This window comes from Nonomuraea sp. NPDC004702 (assembly GCF_053601695.1).
The window spans coordinates 1-16,674 of sequence record NZ_JBSGCE010000074.1; the positions used below are offsets into that span (position 1 = coordinate 1).

Below are 16,674 nucleotides of genomic sequence, written 5' to 3' on the forward strand. Positions count from 1 at the left end.
CTCGCGGACGCGGGCGTTGAGGTCGAGCACGCGCGGCAGCAGCGGCCTGGCCAGCGGCGCGATCCGGCCGATGTCGGGGAAGGTCACGGTCACCACCCGCGCGCCCGCCCCGGTCAGCGCCGCGAACATGTGCTCCAGGTCGGCCGCGACGGCGGCGGCGTCGAAACCGGGACGGATGATGTCGTTCATGCCCGCCATCACCGTGGCCAGGTCGGGACGGAGCTCCAGCGCGGCGGGCAGCTGCTCGGCGCGAATCTGGGCGGCCACCCGGCCGCGCACCGCGAGGTTGGCGTAGAGCAGGCCGGGATTGCCGCGGGCCAGGTGCTCGGCGAGCCGGTCGGCCCAGCCGCGGTGGCCGAGGACGTCGTCGCCGTCGCCGAGGCCCTCGGTCTGGCTGTCGCCGAGCGCGACGTAACGGGTGTAGGTCACGGGTTCTCCTCCGAGGTCCGGGCGGCGCGCTCGCCGAGCGTCCGGGCGGTGCTCAGGCACCAGTCGCGCATCTCCCGCTCCAGGCGGCAGCCCGCCAGGCAGGACAGGTACGGGCCGACCCGCTCGCCCTCGCGCAGGAACGACTCCTCGTCGCGGTCGCCGCGCAGGCGCAGCAGGGTCTGCTCGAAGAACGCGAGCTTGGCGGCGGCCTCCCCGGCGCGGTCGAGGAGCTGGGCGATCAGCGGCGCCGGGTCGAGCCGGTCGGCCGCGTGGACCTTGACGGCCAGGTCGTCGCGGAGCAGCAGCGGTTTGGCCGGGGCGGCGGCGAAGGCGGCCAGCTCGTCCAGGCCGGCCTGGGTGACCGAGAACAGGCGCTTGTTCGGACGGCCGCGCTGGACCACCTCCCGGCCGGTGACCAGGCCGTCGGCCTCCAGCCTGGTCAGCTCGGCGTAGAGCTGCTGGGGGGCGGCGTACCAGAAGTTGGAGACGCCCACGTCGAAGATCTTGGTGAGCTGGTAGCCGCTGTACTCGCCGTCGAGCAGCGCCGCCAGCACGGCATGCCGCAACGCCATCAGCGACGCTCAAGAACATGACTACTCATGGACATGACTATAGGGCCGCCGCCGATCCCGGTGCCAGAGGGCGGCGATCGTCCGTGCGTCTCCTTCTCAAGGAGGAGGCGTCAACGAAAGTTGACATACTTTGGTCGTCAATCTAAGTTGACCCTGGCGCGGCGGTGCGGATCGCGTTGCGCCGTTCGTTGGGCAATTTCGAGAAATGTCGTGAGAGGAGTTGGGGTGCTCAAAGAGCTGCTGGCCTACCTCAGGCCGCACCGGAAAGTCCTGATCGCGGGCGGTCTGCTCGGGTTGATCGGCTCGGTGGCGGGGCTGGCGATGCCCCTGCTGGCCAAGTACGTCGTGGACGCCTTCGGAGAAGACCAGTCGCTGGCCGCGCCGCTGTTAGGACTGACCGTGGCGGTGCTCGTCGGAGCCGTCGTCTCGGCCGGGGGCACCTACCTGATGGAACGCACCGGCGAGGGCGTCGTGCTGGGCGCCCGGCGCAGGCTCGTCGACCGGATGCTCCGGCTCAGGGTCGCCGACGTCGACCGGCTCAAGCCCGGCGACCTGATGTCGCGGGTGACGAGTGACACGACGCTGCTGCGCGCGGTGCTGACCAACGGGATCGTGGAGTCGGTCAGCGCGGTCTTCATGCTGATCGGCGCGATCATCATGATGGCCACCATGGACGGCGTGCTGCTGCTGGTCACACTGCTCGTGGTGGTGGTGATCGGCGGCCTGGTCGCGCTCATCATGCCGCGCATCCAGCGGGCGCAGACGCAGGCCCAGGAGGCAGTCGGCGAGATGGGGGCCGTGCTGGACCGGGCGCTGCAGGCGTACCGCACGGTCAAGGCCAGCGGCGCGGAGGAGCGGGAGATCGCGGTCGTCGGGGAGGCGGCCGAGCGCGCCCGCGACCGCGGACTGCAGGTGGCCGGCTGGACGTCGCTGGCCGGCGTGGCGACCTGGATGGCCGTGCAGATCGCCTTCCTGTGCGTGCTGGCCGTCGGCGGGTCGCGGGTGGCGTCGGGCGTGCTGGAGGTCTCGTCCCTGATCGCGTTCCTGCTCTACCTGTTCTACCTGGTGCCGCCGATCGGACAGCTCGTCCAGGGCGCCGTCCAGCTCCAGAACGGGCTGGCCGCGATGCGGCGCATCAAGGAGATCGAGGACCTGCCCGGCGAGCCGGTCAGCGCCGCCGTCCCGGTCGCGGGCACGCCGGTGGGCCTGCGGTTCGAGAACGTCGTCTTCCGGTACGGCGACGACCGTCCCGCGGTGCACGACGGCGTCACCTTCGAAGTGCCCGCGGGCGGGCTCACGGCGCTGGTCGGGCCGTCGGGCGCGGGCAAGTCCACGGTGTTCGCCCTGCTCGAACGCTTCTACGAGCACCAGGACGGCCTGATCTCGATCGGCGGCCGGGACATCCGCGACTGGCCCCTCGGCGAGCTGCGGGCCGCGCTCGGCTACGTCGAGCAGGACGCCCCCGTCCTGGCCGGCACGCTGCGCGAGAACCTGCTCTTCGCCGCCCAGGACGCCACCGAGGACGAACTGCGCCGCGCCGTCACCCGCACCCGGCTCGACGACCTGGTCGCCCGGCTGCCCGAAGGGCTCGACACGGCGGTGGGCCACCGCGGCGTGCTGCTGTCCGGCGGCGAGCGGCAGCGGGTCGCCATCGCCCGAGCCCTGCTGCGCAGGCCCAGGCTGCTGCTGCTCGACGAGGCCACGTCCCAGCTCGACGCGGTCAACGAGCTGCGGCTGCGGGAGGTCATCGCCGAGGTGGCGGCCGAGACGACCGTGCTGGTCATCGCCCACCGGCTGTCCACCGTGACGAACGCCGACCGGATCGTGGTGATGGAAGCGGGCGGCGTACGGGCGGTCGGCACCCACGCCGAACTCGTCGCGGACGACGACCTCTACCGCGAACTGGCCGCCACCCAATTCCTCACCAGCTAGGGGAGCCTCACGTTCAACCCAACGGTGGACCGCTGGGTGCTACTGGGACCGTAGGCGCAGGCTTCGCCTGCAGCCTGCGGTGGACCGCTGGACGCGGTCCACCGTAGTCTTCGGGTGACAAAGGTGAATGTGTTCATTCAGGAGGGTCACCATGAGCCGCAGCGTGCGCGCACCGCGAGGCACTACGATCACCGCGAAGGGGTGGCCGCAGGAGGCGGCGCTCCGCATGCTCCAGAACAACCTGGACCCCGAGGTCGCCGAGCACCCCGAGCAGCTGGTCGTCTACGGCGGCTCCGGCCGGGCCGCCCGCGACTGGCCCTCCTTCGACGCCATGGTCAGGACCCTGACCACGCTGGAGGGCGACGAGACGCTGCTGGTCCAGTCGGGCCGCCCGGTGGGCGTCTTCCGCACCCACGAATGGGCCCCCCGGGTGCTCATCGCCAACTCCAACCTGGTCCCCGACTGGGCCAACTGGGAGGAGTTCCGCCGCCTGGAGGCGGCCGGCCTCACCATGTACGGCCAGATGACCGCCGGTTCGTGGATCTACATCGGCACCCAGGGCATCCTCCAGGGCACGTACGAGACGTTCGCCGCGGTCGCCGCGAAGCGGTTCGGCGGCTCGCTGGCCGGCACGATCACCCTCACGGCCGGTCTCGGCGGCATGGGCGGCGCCCAGCCGCTGGCCGTCACCATGAACGGCGGCGTCGCGATCTGCATCGACTGCGACCCCCGCTCGGTCACCCGCCGCATCGAGCACCGCTACCTCGACGTGCAGGCGGCCTCCCTGGAGGAGGCGCTGCGGCTGGCCTACGAGGCCCGCGACGCGCGCCGCCCGCTGTCCATCGGCGTCGTGGCCAACGCCGCCGAGGCCCTGCCCGAGCTGCTGGCCGGGGGCGCCGAGATCGACATCGTCACCGACCAGACCTCCGCGCACGACCCGCTGATGTACCTGCCGGTCGGCGTCGCCTTCGAGGACATGGGCGCCGAACGCGACAAGGACCCGGCCGGCTTCACCGAGCGGGCGCGCACGTCGATGGCCCGGCACGTCGAGGCCATGGTCGGCTTCAAGGACGCCGGCGCCGAGGTGTTCGACTACGGCAACTCCATCCGCGGGGAGGCCCAGCTGGCGGGGTACACGCGGGCCTTCGACTTCCCCGGGTTCGTGCCGGCGTACATCAGGCCGCTGTTCTGCGAGGGCAAGGGGCCGTTCCGGTGGGCCGCGCTGAGCGGCGACCCGGCCGACATCGCCGCGACCGACCGCGCGATCCTGGAGCTGTTCCCCGACAACGAGCCGCTGGCCAGGTGGATCGCGCAGGCCGGCGAGAAGGTGCACTTCCAGGGCCTGCCCGCGCGCATCTGCTGGCTCGGCTACGGCGAGCGCAACGTCGCGGGCGAGCGGTTCAACGACATGGTGGCCTCCGGCGAGCTCCAGGCGCCGATCGTGATCGGCCGCGACCACCTGGACAGCGGATCGGTGGCCTCGCCGTACCGGGAGACCGAGGCCATGGCCGACGGCTCGGACGCCATCGCCGACTGGCCGCTGCTCAACGCCATGCTCAACACCGCCTCCGGCGCGGCCTGGGTGTCCATCCACCACGGCGGCGGCGTGGGGATCGGCCGGTCCATCCACGCCGGGCAGGTCACGGTCGCCGACGGCACCGCGCTGGCCGGGGAGAAGCTCAACCGCGTCCTGACCAACGACCCCGGCACGGGCGTGATGCGCCACGTCGACGCGGGGTACGAGGAGGCCGCCGAGGTGGCCGAGGCCCGTGGCGTGCGCATCCCCATGCGCGAGTCCTGACCCCGTCGTCGCCGTCCCCCGCGCGGCGCGGGGGATGAGAATGCCGGTGGCGGAGTGTTGGAGGTGGCGTGGCTGACGGATATCACGGTGGGCTCGGCGTGCTGCTCGACGGCCGGAGGTTGTCGCCGGTGCAGCGCAGGATCGCCCATTACCTGGGCGAGCACCTCGACGAGGCGATCTTCCTGTCCAGCGTCGAGCTGGCCGAGCGGGCCGGGGTCAGCCAGCCGTCGGTGACCAGGTTCGCCATGGTGCTCGGCTTCGCCGGCTATCCCGAGCTGCGCCAGGCGCTGCGCCCGCTGGTGCTCGGGGGCGGCGTGGTCGCGCCCCAGGAGAGCCTGCTGCGCAACGCGATCGACAGCGAGATCCGCAACCTCGCCGTGGTCCGCGAGCGGCTGGCCGCCCTCCCGCTCAAGGAGCTGGGCGAGCAGCTCGCCGCCACCGAGCCGCTGCCGGTGCTGGGCCTGCGGGTCTCCTGCGGCCTGGCCACCACCTTCGCCTACTACGCCAGGCGCATCCACCCCGACGTGCGCCTGCTCACCCACGGCGGCTCCGAGCTGGTCGAGGGGCTGCACGCGGCGCGGCGGGCGGGCGCGGAGTGGGTGGTGGCGGTGGTGCTCCCGCGTTATCCGGCCGAGGTCGTGCAGGCGCTGGAGTACGCCGGGAAGCTCGGCCTGCGCGTCGCCGCCATCACCGACAAGCCCGGCTTCCCGGCCGAGGTCGTGCTCGACGGCCCGGTCGGGGACCGCCTGGTGTTCGACTCCCACGCGGCCCCCCTGGCCCTGGCCATGGCCCTGGTCGAGGCCATGGCCGACGCCGCGCCGCTGCGTACCAGGGCCAGGCTGGAGGAGTACGAGCGGATGACCGACGAGGCCGGCACGTTCCTACCCGGCGATCCTGCGTAGCGACCGCATCGACCAGAGCGTCGTGAGCACCGCGAGCACGATGAACAGCGCGAAGGCGATCGGGATCGACGAGTCGTCCAGCCGTCCGGCGAACAGCGCCCGCCCGGCCTCGACCGCGTGGTAGAGCGGGTTGACCGGCGCGATCGCCCGCATCCAGCCGGGCGCGAACGCGATCGGGATGAACAGCCCGGCCAGCAGCATGATCGGCAGCATGAACAGGTTGAGCGTCTGCGACATGCCGTTCTCGTCGCGCACGGTCAGCGCCAGCCCCTGCGACAGCCCGGAGGCGAACAGCCCGGTGGCCGCCATGAGCGCCAGCACCAGCACCAGCTCGACACCGCCGATCCGCACGCCCATGGCCACGGCCACGACCAGCACCAGGACCGCCTGGCACACCAGCACGACCATGTCCTTGGCCACCCGCCCGAGCACGATGGCCGGCCGCCAGGCGGGGCTGACGGCGTACCGTTCGAGCGAGCCGTTGCGCAGCTCGGCGATCAGGCCGAACCCGGAGAACAACGAGCCGAACACGGCGATCATCATCATCGACGCGGGCGTGAACATGCGCAGAGCGTCGACCGTGCTGCGGCCCGGCGTCAGGTCCTTGAGCAGCGGCGCGAACATCAGCAGGTAGAGCACCGGCTGCAGGATGCCGAACAGCGGCCAGACGGGGTTGCTGAAGGACTTCTTCAGCTCGTAGCCGGTGAACAGGGCGATGTGGCGGATCATGCGGCGGCTCCGGTGTCGCGCAGGGACCGGCCGGTCTTGGCCAGGAAGACGTCGTCGAGGGTGGAGCGGTCGAGGGCGATCGAGCGCAGGCCGATGCCCTGCTCCTCAAGGACGCGCAGCAGCGCGGGCAGGGTGTGCTCGCCGTCGTCGACGTAGACGCGCAGGGCGTCCTCGTCCAGGCGCACCTCGCGGGCCAGGGGCCTGAGCGCCTCGGCGGCCCGCTCGGGCTCGGCCAGCCGCAGCGTGACGACGTCGCCGGAGACCTCGCGCTTGAGCTCGCCGGGCGTGCCCTCGGCCACGATGCGCCCGTGGTCGACGATCACCAGCCGGTCGCAGAGCGCGTCGGCCTCGTCGAGGTAGTGGGTGCTGAGCAGCACGCTCGTGCCGGCCTCGCGGAGCTGCCTGATGCGGTCCCAGAGGTTGGCGCGGTTCTGCGGGTCGAGGCCGGTGGTGGGCTCGTCGAGGAAGAGCAGCGGCGGGGCGTGCACCAGCCCCAGCGCGATGGCCACCCGCCGTTTCTGGCCGCCGGAGAGCGTGCGGCCGGGCCGGTCGGCCATCTCGGCGAGGTCGAAGCGGTCGAGCACGTCGGCCGTGGCCTGCTTCGGGTCGGCCACGCCGTGGATCTTCGCGGCCATCATGATCTGGGCGCGGGCGCTCGTGGTGTCCTCCACGCCGCCCGCCTGGCTGACGTAGCCGAGCCGGCGGCGCACGGCCTCGGGCTCCTTGCGCAGGTCGTGGCCGGCGACGACGGCGGTGCCGGAGTCGGGCGTGATCAGCGTGGCCAGCATGCGGATCGTCGTGGTCTTGCCGGCGCCGTTGGGGCCGAGCACGCCGAAGATCTCGCCCTTCTCGACGTCGAGGTCGATGCCGCGCACGGCCTCGACGGTCTGCGAGCCCTTGCGGCTCCTGGTGGTGAACGTCTTGCGTAACTCACGTGCCTCAATGATCATTTTTCTCCTCAGGGCAGTTCGTCCTTCTCGACCCGGCCGATCGCGCCTTCGACCCAGTCGAGCTGGGCCTGGAGCATGGCTTGGGTCAGGCGGAGGTTCTCGTCGAGGTGGCGGGGCTCGCCGTAGCGCTGCTTGGTGCCGTACGCGTGGTCGATGGTCTCGATGTTCAGTCGCAGTTGCCGAATCCTGCCATGCAGGGCGTCGAGAATCTCCTGCTTTTTCATCCGGTGCATGAACGTCAGCGCGACCTGGAAGGGGTCGACGACGGGTCTCACCTCGGACCAGCTGTGCATGAGCAGCCGGTGGAACTCGTAGCGGCCGGCGTCGGTGAGCTCGTAGACGACCTTGCCGCCCTTGCCGGCCTCGACGACCGCGAGCAGCCCCTCGTCGGCCATCTTGCCCAGGCCGTGGTAGATCGAGCCGAAGGCGACGTTGGCCCAGGTGTCGGCGCCCATCATCTCCAGCCGGCGGCGTACGCCGTAGCCGTTCATGGGGCCGTCGAGCAGGGAACCGAGGATCAGGATGCGCGTGGACGCCGACATGTGCTCAAGTTTGTACTCAAATTTGTATAACCGTCAAGGTCATAAACTCGGCACCATGACTGAACGACCGACTGCGCTGGTCACCGGCGCTTCCCGTGGTGTGGGCGAGGCCGTGGCGCGGGCGCTGGGCCCCACGCATCACGTCATCCTCGGCGGCAGGGACGAGTCCGCGCTCGCCAGGCTGGCGGCCGAGCTGCCGGACGCCCGGCCCTGGCCCGTCGAGCTGACCCGGCTCACCGAGGCCGACGTCGACGGCGTCGAGCGGCTCGACGTGCTCGTGCACAGCGCCGGGATCGCGCTGCTCGGCCGGATCGCCGGCCAGCCCGTCGGCAACTGGCGCACGACCATGGAGCTCAACGTCGTCGCGGTCGCCGAGCTGACCCGGCTGCTGCTGCCCGCGCTGCGCCGCGCCCGGGGGCACGTCGTCTGCGTGAACTCCGGCGCGGGGCAGCGAGCCAACCCCGAGTGGGCCTCGTACGCGGCCAGCAAGTTCGCCCTGCGCGCCTTCGCCGACGCGCTGCGCCTGGAGGAGCCCGAGCTGCGGGTCACCACCGTCTATCCGGGCCGGGTGGCCACCGACATGCAGCGCGGCGTGCGCGCCCAGGAGGGCGGCGCGTACGAGCCGGACAAGTACCTCACCCCGGAGACCGTCGCGCGGGCCGTGCTCGCCACGATCAACGCCGGACCCGACGCCCACCTCACCGAACTGACCATCAGGCCGAGCGCGGGCCCGGCCAACTGACATCTGAATGGATCCATTCACTACAGTGGACCCATGCTTGAACCACTCGCGCACATAGGACGAGATCCCCGCTCCGGCGGATACGTGAGAGACGCCTGGTCGGCCGCCGACATGGAGCTACGCGGGTGGTTCGCGGGCGAGGCCGCGCGCCGCGGGCTCGACCTGCGGGAAGACCGCAACGGCAACCTCTGGGCCTGGTGGGGCGACCCGTCGCGCCGGCCCGGCGTGGTCACCGGCAGCCACCTCGACTCCGTGCGCCACGGCGGCGCCTACGACGGCCCGCTCGGCGTGGTGTCCGCCTTCGCCGCCCTCGACCTGCTGCGCGAACGGCAGGTCACGCCGGGCCGGCCGATCGGCGTCGCCTGCTTCACCGACGAGGAGGGCTCCAGGTTCGGCGTGCCGTGCATGGGCTCCCGGCTGCTCACCGGCGCGCTGTCGCCGGAACGCGCCCTCGCGCTCACCGACGACGACGGCGACACGCTGGCCGACGTCCTGACGCGGGCCGGCCGTAAGCCGGCGGACGTGGGCCCCGACGCCGAGACCCTGGCCACCGTCGGCACGTTCGTCGAGCTCCACGTCGAGCAGGGCCGCGGCCTGGTGCACGAGGGCCGCCCGGTGGGCGTGGCCAGCGCCATCTGGCCGCACGGCCGGTGGCGGTTCGACTTCCACGGCAGGGCCGACCACGCGGGCACCACCCGGCTGGCCGACCGCGACGACCCGATGCTGCCCTTCGCCCGCCTGGTGCTGGCCGCCCGCGAAGCGGCCGAGCGGCACGACGTGGTGGCCACGGTCGGCAAGACCCGCGTCTCGCCCGGCAACGCCAACGCCGTCCCCGGCCTGGTCACGGCCTGGCTGGACGCCCGAGGCCCGGCCGAGCCCGCGGTCCGCGCCCTGGTCGAGGAGCTGTCCGCGGCGGCCGGCGCGGACGTGCGCGAGGAGTCGTGGACCCCCGAGGTCGCCTTCGGCGCGGCGCTGAGGGACCGGCTGGCCCGCGTGGCGGGCGGCGACACGCCCGCGCCGATCCTGCCGACCGGAGCGGGCCACGACGCCGGAATCCTGGCCACGGCGGGCGTCCCGAGCGCGATGTTGTTCGTACGCAACCCCACCGGCGTGTCCCATTCCCCCGAGGAGCACGCCGACCAGGCAGACTGCCATGCGGGAGTGGTGGCACTCGCGGACGTGCTGGAGGATCTGTGTCGCTGACCTACTGGTGCGAGCAGGCCTGGTTGCCCGACGGGGTCGCCCACGGCGTCCTCATCGAGGTCGAGGGCGCCCGGATCGCCAGGATCGGGCGGGGTGAGCCCGGCTCGGCCGAGCGGCTGCCCGGCCTGACCATCCCCGGCCTGGCCAACGCCCATTCCCACGCCTTCCACCGGGCCCTGCGCGGCGCCACCCAGCGCGGCAAGGGCGACTTCTGGACCTGGCGCGACCAGATGTACGAGGTCGCGGGCAAGCTCGACCCCGACACCTACTTCCAGCTCGCCAGGGCCGTCTACGCCGAGATGGCGCTGGCCGGGGTGACCTGCGTGGGCGAGTTCCACTACCTGCACCACGGGCCCGGCGGCCGCCCGTACGAGGACAGGAACGTGATGAGCCACGCGCTCGTCCAGGCCGCGCGCGAGGCCGGGCTGCGCATCACGCTGCTCGACACCTGCTACCTGTCCGGCGGCATCGGCGTGCCGCTGTCGGGCACGCAGCTGCGCTTCAGCGACGGCAGCGCCGACGGCTGGGCGGCCAGGGCCGACGAGCTGGCCGCCGCCTACGAGGGGCAGCACGACGTGGAGATCGGGGCCGCCGTCCACTCCGTGCGCGCGGTGCCGCCCGAGCAGATGCCGGTGGTGGCCGAGTTCTCCCACCGGCACGGCGCCCCGCTGCACGCGCACGTCTCCGAGCAGCGCGCCGAGAACGCCGCCTGCGCCGAGACGTACGCCGCCACGCCGGTCCAGATCCTGCACGAGCGCGGCGTGCTGGGCCCGCGTTCGACCGCGGTGCACGCCACCCATCTGACCGACTCCGACGTGGAGCTGCTCGGCCAGTCGGGCACGTACATCTGCATGTGCCCCACGACCGAGCGCGACCTCGCCGACGGCGTCGGCCCGGCCAGGGCGGCGGCCGACCGCGGCACCCCGATCACGCTCGGCTCCGACGGCCACGCCGTGATCGACCTGTTCGAGGAGGCCCGCGCGGTCGAGCTCGACGAGCGGCTGACCAGCGAGCGGCGCGGCCACTGGAGCGCCGCCGACCTGCTCACCGCCGCCACGGGCGCCGGGCACACCTCGCTCGGCTTCGCCGACGCCGGCCGGCTCATCCCCGGGGCGTGGGCCGACCTGGTGTCGGTCCGGCTCGACTCGGTGCGCACGGCGGGCATCGGCGGCTTGGAGGCCGTGGTGTTCGCGGCCACGGCCTCCGACGTGCACTCGGTGGTCTCCGGCGGCCGCAGGGTGGTCGCGCAGGGCCGCCACGAGCTCGGCGACGTCGGGCACATGCTCTCCGAGGCGATAGGAAAGGTGCGATGACCACCACGCTGATCGACGGGATCGGGCTGCTCTACACCGGCGACCCCGAGCGCGAGGAGATCACCGACGCGGCGCTGGTCGTCGAGGACGGCCTGGTGGCCTGGGTCGGCCCCGCCGCCCAGGCGCCCGCCGCCGACGAGCGCCTGCACGCCGGCGGCCGGGCCGTGCTGCCCGGGTTCGTGGACAGCCACGCCCACCTGGTGTTCGCCGGCGACCGTACGGCCGAGTTCCGGGCCCGCATGTCGGGGCAGCCGTACACCGGCGGGGGCATCAGGACGACCGTCGCCGCCACCCGCGCGGCGAGCGACGCCGACCTGGCCACGCACGCCCGCGCCCTGGTGGAGGAGATGCTCGCCCAGGGCACCACCACCGTGGAGATCAAGAGCGGTTACGGCCTGTCCGCCGAGCACGAGCGCCGCTCGCTGGAGATCGCCACCACCCTCACCGACGAGACGACCTACCTGGGCGCGCACGTCGTCCCCGAGGGCGCCGACGCCGACGACTACGTCCGGCTGGTGATGGGCGAGATGCTCGACGCCTGCGCCCCCTACGCCAAATGGGTGGACGTCTTCTGCGAGCGCGGAGCGTTCGACGGCGACCAGACCAGGGAGATCCTGAACGCCGGGATCAAGGCCGGGCTCCAGCCCCGGGTGCACGCCAACCAGCTCACCGAGGGGCCCGGCGTGCGCATCGCCTGCGAGCTGGGCGCGGCCTCGGCCGACCACTGCACCCACCTGTCGGCCGCCGACGTCGACGCCCTGGCGTCGAGCGGGACGGTGGCGACGCTGCTGCCGGGGGCCGAGTTCTCCACCCGCTCGCCCTATCCCGACGCGCGGCGGCTCATCGACGCGGGCGTCACGGTCGCGCTGGCCACCGACTGCAACCCGGGCTCGTCGTTCACCTCGTCGATGCCGTTCTGCGTGGCGCTGGCGGTGCGCGAGATGGGGATGACGCCGCTGGAGGCGGTGCGCGCGGCCACGTACGGCGGGGCCCGCGCGCTGCGCCGCACGGACGTGGGGTGGCTGCGTCAGGGAGCCCGCGCCGACCTGGTCGTGCTCGATGCCCCCTCCTACGTCCACCTGGCGTACCGACCCGGTGTTCCCCTTGTCCACCAGGTGTTTCAGGCCGGTCTCCTCCTTTAGGAGGACGTCCAAGACCCTCCCTCTGGCGTAGCTGTTTAGGGAATCTTTGCTTCCGGCCGGACGTTGGCCGGATATAGGACGCAGCTGCGGAACGAGGTGCCAGGGGATGGCAAGGCCTACGGGGAGTCGCACGCAGGAGCAGCACGTCGCTGACCGCGACCTGCTGGGGACGTATCTGGCCGAGATCGGCCGGGTCCCGCTGCTCACGGCGGAGGAAGAGGTGGAGCTCGCCAAACGGATCGAGGCGGGCCTGTTCGCCGAGCAGCTTCTTGACAGCGGAGGCTCCGAGCCGCGGATCGGGGACGCGGCGGACGAGGAGCTGGAACGCCTGGCCGTCTCCGGCCAGCGCGCGAAGGACGAGTTCATCCAGGCCAACCTGCGCCTGGTGGTGGCGGTGGCCCGGAAGTACTCGGGCCGGGGGATGCCGCTCATCGACCTGGTCCAGGAGGGGAACCTGGGCCTGGTTCGAGCGGTCGAGAAGTTCGACTACCGCCGGGGGTACAAGTTCTCCACCTACGCGACCTGGTGGATCAGGCAGTCGGTCGGACGGGCCATCCACGAGCAGGCCCGTCCGGTCCGGCTGCCGACGCACGCCGGCGAGCAGATGACCCGGCTGATGCGGGTGCGCCGCGACATGCTGGCCGAGTTCGACGCCGAGCCGACCGACGGCGACCTCGCCGAGATCCTCGACCTGCCGATCGAGCGGGTGCGCGAGCTGCGCCGCTGGGCGTCCGACCCGGTGTCGTTGCAGCTCGGTGTGGGTGACGAGGACGAGACCGAGCTCGGTGACATGATCGCCGACGAGACGTGGGCCGACCCCGAGCAGCAGGCCATCGACATCCTTGAGCGCGAGCGGCTCGACCAGTGGCTCACCGGCCTGGAGGGCGACACCAGCGAGATGCTGCGCTGGCGCTACGGGCTGCTCGACGGGCGCGAGCACACGCTGACCGAGGTGGGGGAGCGCTACGGCATCGGCCGCGACCGCGCCCGCCGCATCGAGCGCGACGCCCTGGCCCGGCTGCGCCGCATGGCCAACGCCGCCGCCTGACCTTTCTCCACGTTTCCGGCCCCGCCGCCCGGCCTCCGGGCGGCGGGGGCGTTTCCGGGTTCCCGCCGTCGGCCTCCGGGCGGCGCCGCCGTTCCCACGGCCGTGTCGCAGCGCCCAGAGGGCCCGCTACGGCTTGAGGACGCGGCGCAGGAACTCCTCCACGGCGGCCTCCGCCGTCGCCGTGTCGCCGCCCCTGGCGACCAGCAGGGCGCTCTCGTTGACGGCGGCCAGCAGCATGTGGGCGTGCAGGTCGACGAAGTCGTCGGGGACCGCGCCGGTCGCCTGCAGGGCCGCCTTCAGCATGCCGAAGGAGTACCGCTCCTCCATCGCCCGCCAGCTCTCCCAGCCCAGCACCGCGGGCGCGTCGATGAGCACGATGCGCCGGATCACCGGATCGCCCGCCAGCCTGACCCAGGCCAGCGCGCCCGCCAGGAGCGCCGCCGCCGGGTCGGCGATGCCGCGCACCGCCTTGGCGATCTTGACGCCGATGGCCGACTCCGTGGCCTCCAGCACCGCCTCGAACAGCGCGTCCTTGCCCGCGTAGTGGTGGTAGAGGGCCCCGCGGCTCAGCCCCGACTCCTGGAGCACGGTCTCGATCGACGTGTCGTCGTAGCCCCGCTCGGCGAACAGCCGCGTGGCGATGGCCAGGACCTTGTCGCGGGTGGCCGCGCCGCGCTCCGCCTTGAGGTTCATGTCCTCACTCTAGACAAACCGACCAACGGTCGGTAATTTCCTAGACCGACAGTCGGTCTGTAATCGAGAGGGAGCCGGCATGGACGGCATCAACTACGTGGACGAGGGCCAGGGCCCGGTGACCCTGTTCGTGCACGGTGTGGGCACCAGCTCGTACCTGTGGCGCAACGTCATCGCCGAGCTGCGCGACGAGCGCCGCTGCGTGGCCCTGGACCTGCCCGCGCACGGCGGCAGCGAGCCGCGCGCGGACCTGTCCATCCCCGCGCTGGCCGAGGCCGTGGAGGAGCTGTGCGCCGGGCTCGGCCTGGACGAGGTGGACCTCGTCGCCAACGACACCGGCGGCGCCGTCGCCCAGGTCTTCGCGGTACGCCACCCCCGCCGCCTGCGCTCGCTCACCCTCACCAACTGCGACGTGCACACCAACACCCCGCCGGAGGCGTTCAAGGACACCGTGGAGCTGGCCGTCAGGGGCGAGCTGGCCGGGCTGGTGGCCGCCGTGCTCGACCACCCCGAGCTGCTGGCCAAAACAGCCCTGGGCGCCGGCTACGAGCACATCGACGACCCCGCCGCGCTGGTGGACGCCTACCTGCGCCCGATCCTGGCCAGGCCGGACGGCGGCCGCGCCTTCGAACGCCTGCTGGCCTCGATCGACGCCGCGGACATGGTCGCCATCGAGCCGCAGCTCACCGTGCTCACCGTGCCGACGCTGGTCGTGTGGGGCACCGGCGACGTGTTCTTCGACGTGAGCTGGGCCCGCTGGCTGCGCGACACGATCCCCGGCGTGCGGGAGGTCGTGGAGATCGACGGCGGCCGGCTGTTCTTCCCCGACGAGCGGGCCGCCGAGCTGGTCCCCCACCTGCGCCGCTTCTGGGACCGGGCCTAAGCTCTCGATCATGCATGTCGACACGTTGCGCCGCTATCCGGTGAAGTCGATGCTGGGCGAGGAGGTCGCCGAGAGCGAGGTGACCGAGCGCGGCCTGGCCGGCGACCGGGTCCGGGCGGTGCTCGACGTCGCCACGGGGAAGATCGCCAGCGCCAAGAACCCGCGGCTCTGGCGCGACCTGCTGACCGTCGAAGGCGCCCGCGTGCCGGGCGACGAGGAGCTGTCGAAGCTGCTCGGCCGCGAGGTGCGGCTGATCGACGTGCCGCCGGAGGGGGCCGAGCTGGAGCGCTCGGTGCCCGAGCGGGTGCTGGCCGAGGGCATCGAGGCGGAGGTGCCGTACACGGCGGGCACGCTCGGCGGGGCCTCGCCGGCGGGCACCTTCTTCGACTTCGCGCCCCTGCACCTGATCTCCACCTCGACGATCGCCCGCATCGGCGAGCTCAGCCCGCGGGGGCACGTCGAAGCCCTCCGCTACCGGCCCAACCTGATCATCAGGACGGACGCGGCGGGCTTCGTGGAGAACGACTGGGTGGGACGCGAGCTGCACGTCGGGGACGAGGTCGTGCTCCAGGTCATCGTGGCCAGCCCGCGCTGCGCGGTGCCGACGCTCGCCCACGGCGCGCTCGGCCGCGACACCGAGGCGCTGCGCGTGGTGGCCCGGCACAACCGGGTCCAGGTGCTGGAGGCCGGGCTGCAGGCGTGCGCGGGCGTCTACGCGCGGGTGCTGCGGCCCGGCCGGATCGCCCGGGGCGACCGGGTCAGGCCAGCGGGCTGAGGTACTTCTCCAGGTCGTCGAGGATCTTGCCGGCGGCGGTGACGCCGATGCCGGTCATCCAGATCTCGTCGTCCACGTCGTGGGCGTGGCCGGCCTTCACCGCGGCCAGGTTCTTCCACAGCGGGCCGCCGGTCACCGTGGCCTGCGACTTGGCGGCGGCCTCGCCGTAGGCGCTGTAGAAGACGGCGTCGCCGTCGGCCTTGGCGATGTTCTCCTGGCTCAGCTTGCCGAAGCGCTTGTCGTCCTGGTCGGCCAGGCGCTGGGCCTCGGGCCGCTGGACGCCCGCGTCGCCGACCACGATGCCGCTGAACGACTCGGGGCCGTACATGCGGATCTCGGTGGGCATGAAGCGCACGATGCTCACCGACAGCTTGCCGAACTTCCCGCCCAGCGCCTCGGCCCGCCGCTCGTAGGCCGACAGCAGCCCGGACGCCTGCTCCTTCTTGCCCAGGGCCTCGGCGTCCAGCAGGAAGTTCTCCTTCCAGGTGACGCCCACCTTCTCGGTGAACACGGTCGGCGCGATCTTGCTGAGCTTGTCGTAGAAGGCGGCCTGGCGGAACTTCGAGCCGAGGATGAGGTCCGGCTTGAGCGCCATGATCGCCTCGATGTTGGGCTGCTGGAGCGTGCCGACCGGCTTGGTGGCCGACAACGCCGAGCCGAGGTACTCCGGCCAGGTCTGGTTCTCGCCCGCCTGGGCCGCGCCTATGGGGGCCATCCCGAGGGAGACCATCGTGTCCAGCTTGTCGGTGTCGAGCACGACGACCCGCTTGGGGGTCATCGGCACCTTGGTCTCGCCCATGGCGTGCTTGACGGTCCGGGTGGGGCCGGCGTCCTCCGTGCCGGTCGAGGTGCCGCAGGCGGCCAGGGCGAGGACGGGGAGCAGGGCCAGAAGCCGGAGACGCATGAGGGATTCCTTGATCTATTAGGTTAGGCAATCCTAAGTATCTCATGACCGGATCGGCGCGTGTGAAGGGGCCGAAACCTACCCGAAACACCGTGCCGGTGAGATTCACCGCCG

17 protein-coding genes are annotated in these 16,674 nt (G+C 72.3%); 10 read left to right on the forward strand and 7 right to left on the reverse strand.

Annotation, left to right across the window (positions count from 1 at the left end):
• Positions 1-429 (reverse strand): SGNH/GDSL hydrolase family protein (locus ACWEJ6_RS46340; protein ID WP_452431743.1); only part of this gene is annotated, 429 nt, incomplete at its 3' end.
• Positions 426-1,001, reverse strand: a complete 576-nt coding sequence (locus ACWEJ6_RS46345; RefSeq protein WP_452431744.1) for a PadR family transcriptional regulator — start codon at positions 999-1,001, stop codon at positions 426-428. The genes ACWEJ6_RS46345 and ACWEJ6_RS46340, both read right to left, overlap by 4 nt.
• A 225-nt stretch (positions 1,002-1,226) precedes the next feature.
• On the opposite strand from ACWEJ6_RS46345, the gene ACWEJ6_RS46350 reads away from it, so the two are divergent.
• From ACWEJ6_RS46350 to ACWEJ6_RS46360, 3 genes are all read left to right on the forward strand, one after another.
• Entirely contained in the window at positions 1,227-2,933 is a 1,707-nt protein-coding gene (locus tag ACWEJ6_RS46350; protein ID WP_452431745.1) for an ABC transporter ATP-binding protein, read from the forward strand.
• Positions 2,934-3,084: 151 nt separating this feature from the next.
• Positions 3,085-4,734 (forward strand): urocanate hydratase, encoded by a 1,650-nt coding sequence (gene hutU, locus ACWEJ6_RS46355; RefSeq protein WP_358283617.1) that lies wholly within the window; start codon positions 3,085-3,087, stop codon positions 4,732-4,734.
• 68 nt (positions 4,735-4,802) lie between these two features.
• Positions 4,803-5,636: a MurR/RpiR family transcriptional regulator gene (locus ACWEJ6_RS46360; protein WP_387667833.1), complete on the forward strand. Its 834-nt coding sequence runs from the start codon at positions 4,803-4,805 to the stop codon at positions 5,634-5,636.
• Here ACWEJ6_RS46360 and ACWEJ6_RS46365 read toward each other — a convergent pair.
• The 3 genes from ACWEJ6_RS46365 to ACWEJ6_RS46375 are packed head-to-tail and all read right to left on the reverse strand — an operon-like array spanning position 5,616 to position 7,857.
• A complete protein-coding gene (locus ACWEJ6_RS46365) occupies positions 5,616-6,365 on the reverse strand; it encodes an ABC transporter permease (protein WP_397162516.1) in 750 nt (249 codons plus the stop codon). The two genes, ACWEJ6_RS46360 and ACWEJ6_RS46365, sit on opposite strands and share 21 nt — an antisense overlap.
• Positions 6,362-7,312, reverse strand: coding sequence for an ATP-binding cassette domain-containing protein (locus ACWEJ6_RS46370; protein WP_387669264.1), 951 nt, complete (start codon positions 7,310-7,312; stop codon positions 6,362-6,364). Before ACWEJ6_RS46370 ends, ACWEJ6_RS46365 begins: the two co-directional genes overlap by 4 nt.
• An 11-nt stretch (positions 7,313-7,323) precedes the next feature.
• On the reverse strand, positions 7,324-7,857 hold the full coding sequence (locus ACWEJ6_RS46375; RefSeq protein ID WP_452431746.1) for a PadR family transcriptional regulator: 534 nt from the start codon (positions 7,855-7,857) through the stop codon (positions 7,324-7,326).
• Positions 7,858-7,912: 55 nt separating this feature from the next.
• Here ACWEJ6_RS46375 and ACWEJ6_RS46380 point away from each other — a divergent pair, with 55 nt between their 5' ends.
• The 5 genes from ACWEJ6_RS46380 to ACWEJ6_RS46400 all read left to right on the forward strand — a co-directional run bounded on the left by ACWEJ6_RS46380 (position 7,913) and on the right by ACWEJ6_RS46400 (position 13,305).
• Complete coding sequence (locus ACWEJ6_RS46380) at positions 7,913-8,599, forward strand: SDR family oxidoreductase (protein WP_452431748.1); 687 nt, start codon at positions 7,913-7,915, stop codon at positions 8,597-8,599.
• Between the two features lie 33 nt (positions 8,600-8,632).
• Positions 8,633-9,802 (forward strand): allantoate amidohydrolase, encoded by a 1,170-nt coding sequence (locus ACWEJ6_RS46385; protein ID WP_452431749.1) that lies wholly within the window; start codon positions 8,633-8,635, stop codon positions 9,800-9,802.
• Entirely contained in the window at positions 9,793-11,115 is a 1,323-nt protein-coding gene (locus ACWEJ6_RS46390; protein ID WP_397218657.1) for a formimidoylglutamate deiminase, read from the forward strand. The genes ACWEJ6_RS46385 and ACWEJ6_RS46390 overlap by 10 nt, the downstream gene beginning before the upstream one ends.
• Positions 11,112-12,257, forward strand: a complete 1,146-nt coding sequence (gene hutI / locus ACWEJ6_RS46395; RefSeq protein WP_452431750.1) for an imidazolonepropionase — start codon at positions 11,112-11,114, stop codon at positions 12,255-12,257. Before ACWEJ6_RS46390 ends, hutI begins: the two co-directional genes overlap by 4 nt.
• A 106-nt stretch (positions 12,258-12,363) precedes the next feature.
• Positions 12,364-13,305: a sigma-70 family RNA polymerase sigma factor gene (locus ACWEJ6_RS46400; RefSeq protein WP_358283634.1), complete on the forward strand. Its 942-nt coding sequence runs from the start codon at positions 12,364-12,366 to the stop codon at positions 13,303-13,305.
• Between the two features lie 126 nt (positions 13,306-13,431).
• On the opposite strand, the gene ACWEJ6_RS46405 is transcribed toward ACWEJ6_RS46400, so the two are convergent.
• Positions 13,432-13,998, reverse strand: a complete 567-nt coding sequence (locus tag ACWEJ6_RS46405) for a TetR/AcrR family transcriptional regulator (RefSeq protein ID WP_364324545.1) — start codon at positions 13,996-13,998, stop codon at positions 13,432-13,434.
• A 79-nt stretch (positions 13,999-14,077) separates the two neighbouring features.
• On the opposite strand from ACWEJ6_RS46405, the gene ACWEJ6_RS46410 reads away from it, so the two are divergent.
• Together ACWEJ6_RS46410 and ACWEJ6_RS46415 are read left to right on the forward strand one after the other, a co-directional pair.
• Positions 14,078-14,881: an alpha/beta fold hydrolase gene (locus ACWEJ6_RS46410; protein ID WP_452431751.1), complete on the forward strand. Its 804-nt coding sequence runs from the start codon at positions 14,078-14,080 to the stop codon at positions 14,879-14,881.
• Between the two features lie 10 nt (positions 14,882-14,891).
• Positions 14,892-15,656 (forward strand): MOSC domain-containing protein, encoded by a 765-nt coding sequence (locus ACWEJ6_RS46415; protein WP_452431752.1) that lies wholly within the window; start codon positions 14,892-14,894, stop codon positions 15,654-15,656.
• Here the strand turns inward: ACWEJ6_RS46415 and ACWEJ6_RS46420 are convergent.
• The gene (locus tag ACWEJ6_RS46420; protein WP_452431753.1) at positions 15,640-16,560 is read right to left on the reverse strand and encodes an ABC transporter substrate-binding protein; all 921 of its coding nucleotides are present in this window, start codon (positions 16,558-16,560) and stop codon (positions 15,640-15,642) included. The two genes, ACWEJ6_RS46415 and ACWEJ6_RS46420, sit on opposite strands and share 17 nt — an antisense overlap.
• Between the last annotated feature and the right edge of the window lie 114 nt (positions 16,561-16,674).

What these genes read in the sequence shown, in the direction of transcription:
- ACWEJ6_RS46345 (WP_452431744.1), bottom strand. Translation starts at nt 1,001, where the DNA reads ATGGCGTTGCGGCATGCCGTGCTGGCGGCGCTGCTCGACGGCGAGTAC.
- hutU (WP_358283617.1), top strand. Translation starts at nt 3,085, where the DNA reads ATGAGCCGCAGCGTGCGCGCACCGCGAGGCACTACGATCACCGCGAAG.
- ACWEJ6_RS46365 (WP_397162516.1), bottom strand. Translation starts at nt 6,365, where the DNA reads ATGATCCGCCACATCGCCCTGTTCACCGGCTACGAGCTGAAGAAGTCC.
- ACWEJ6_RS46375 (WP_452431746.1), bottom strand. Translation starts at nt 7,857, where the DNA reads ATGTCGGCGTCCACGCGCATCCTGATCCTCGGTTCCCTGCTCGACGGC.
- ACWEJ6_RS46380 (WP_452431748.1), top strand. Translation starts at nt 7,913, where the DNA reads ATGACTGAACGACCGACTGCGCTGGTCACCGGCGCTTCCCGTGGTGTG.
- ACWEJ6_RS46385 (WP_452431749.1), top strand. Translation starts at nt 8,633, where the DNA reads ATGCTTGAACCACTCGCGCACATAGGACGAGATCCCCGCTCCGGCGGA.
- hutI (WP_452431750.1), top strand. Translation starts at nt 11,112, where the DNA reads ATGACCACCACGCTGATCGACGGGATCGGGCTGCTCTACACCGGCGAC.
- ACWEJ6_RS46400 (WP_358283634.1), top strand. Translation starts at nt 12,364, where the DNA reads ATGGCAAGGCCTACGGGGAGTCGCACGCAGGAGCAGCACGTCGCTGAC.
- ACWEJ6_RS46405 (WP_364324545.1), bottom strand. Translation starts at nt 13,998, where the DNA reads ATGAACCTCAAGGCGGAGCGCGGCGCGGCCACCCGCGACAAGGTCCTG.
- ACWEJ6_RS46410 (WP_452431751.1), top strand. Translation starts at nt 14,078, where the DNA reads ATGGACGGCATCAACTACGTGGACGAGGGCCAGGGCCCGGTGACCCTG.
- ACWEJ6_RS46415 (WP_452431752.1), top strand. Translation starts at nt 14,892, where the DNA reads ATGCATGTCGACACGTTGCGCCGCTATCCGGTGAAGTCGATGCTGGGC.
- ACWEJ6_RS46420 (WP_452431753.1), bottom strand. Translation starts at nt 16,560, where the DNA reads ATGCGTCTCCGGCTTCTGGCCCTGCTCCCCGTCCTCGCCCTGGCCGCC.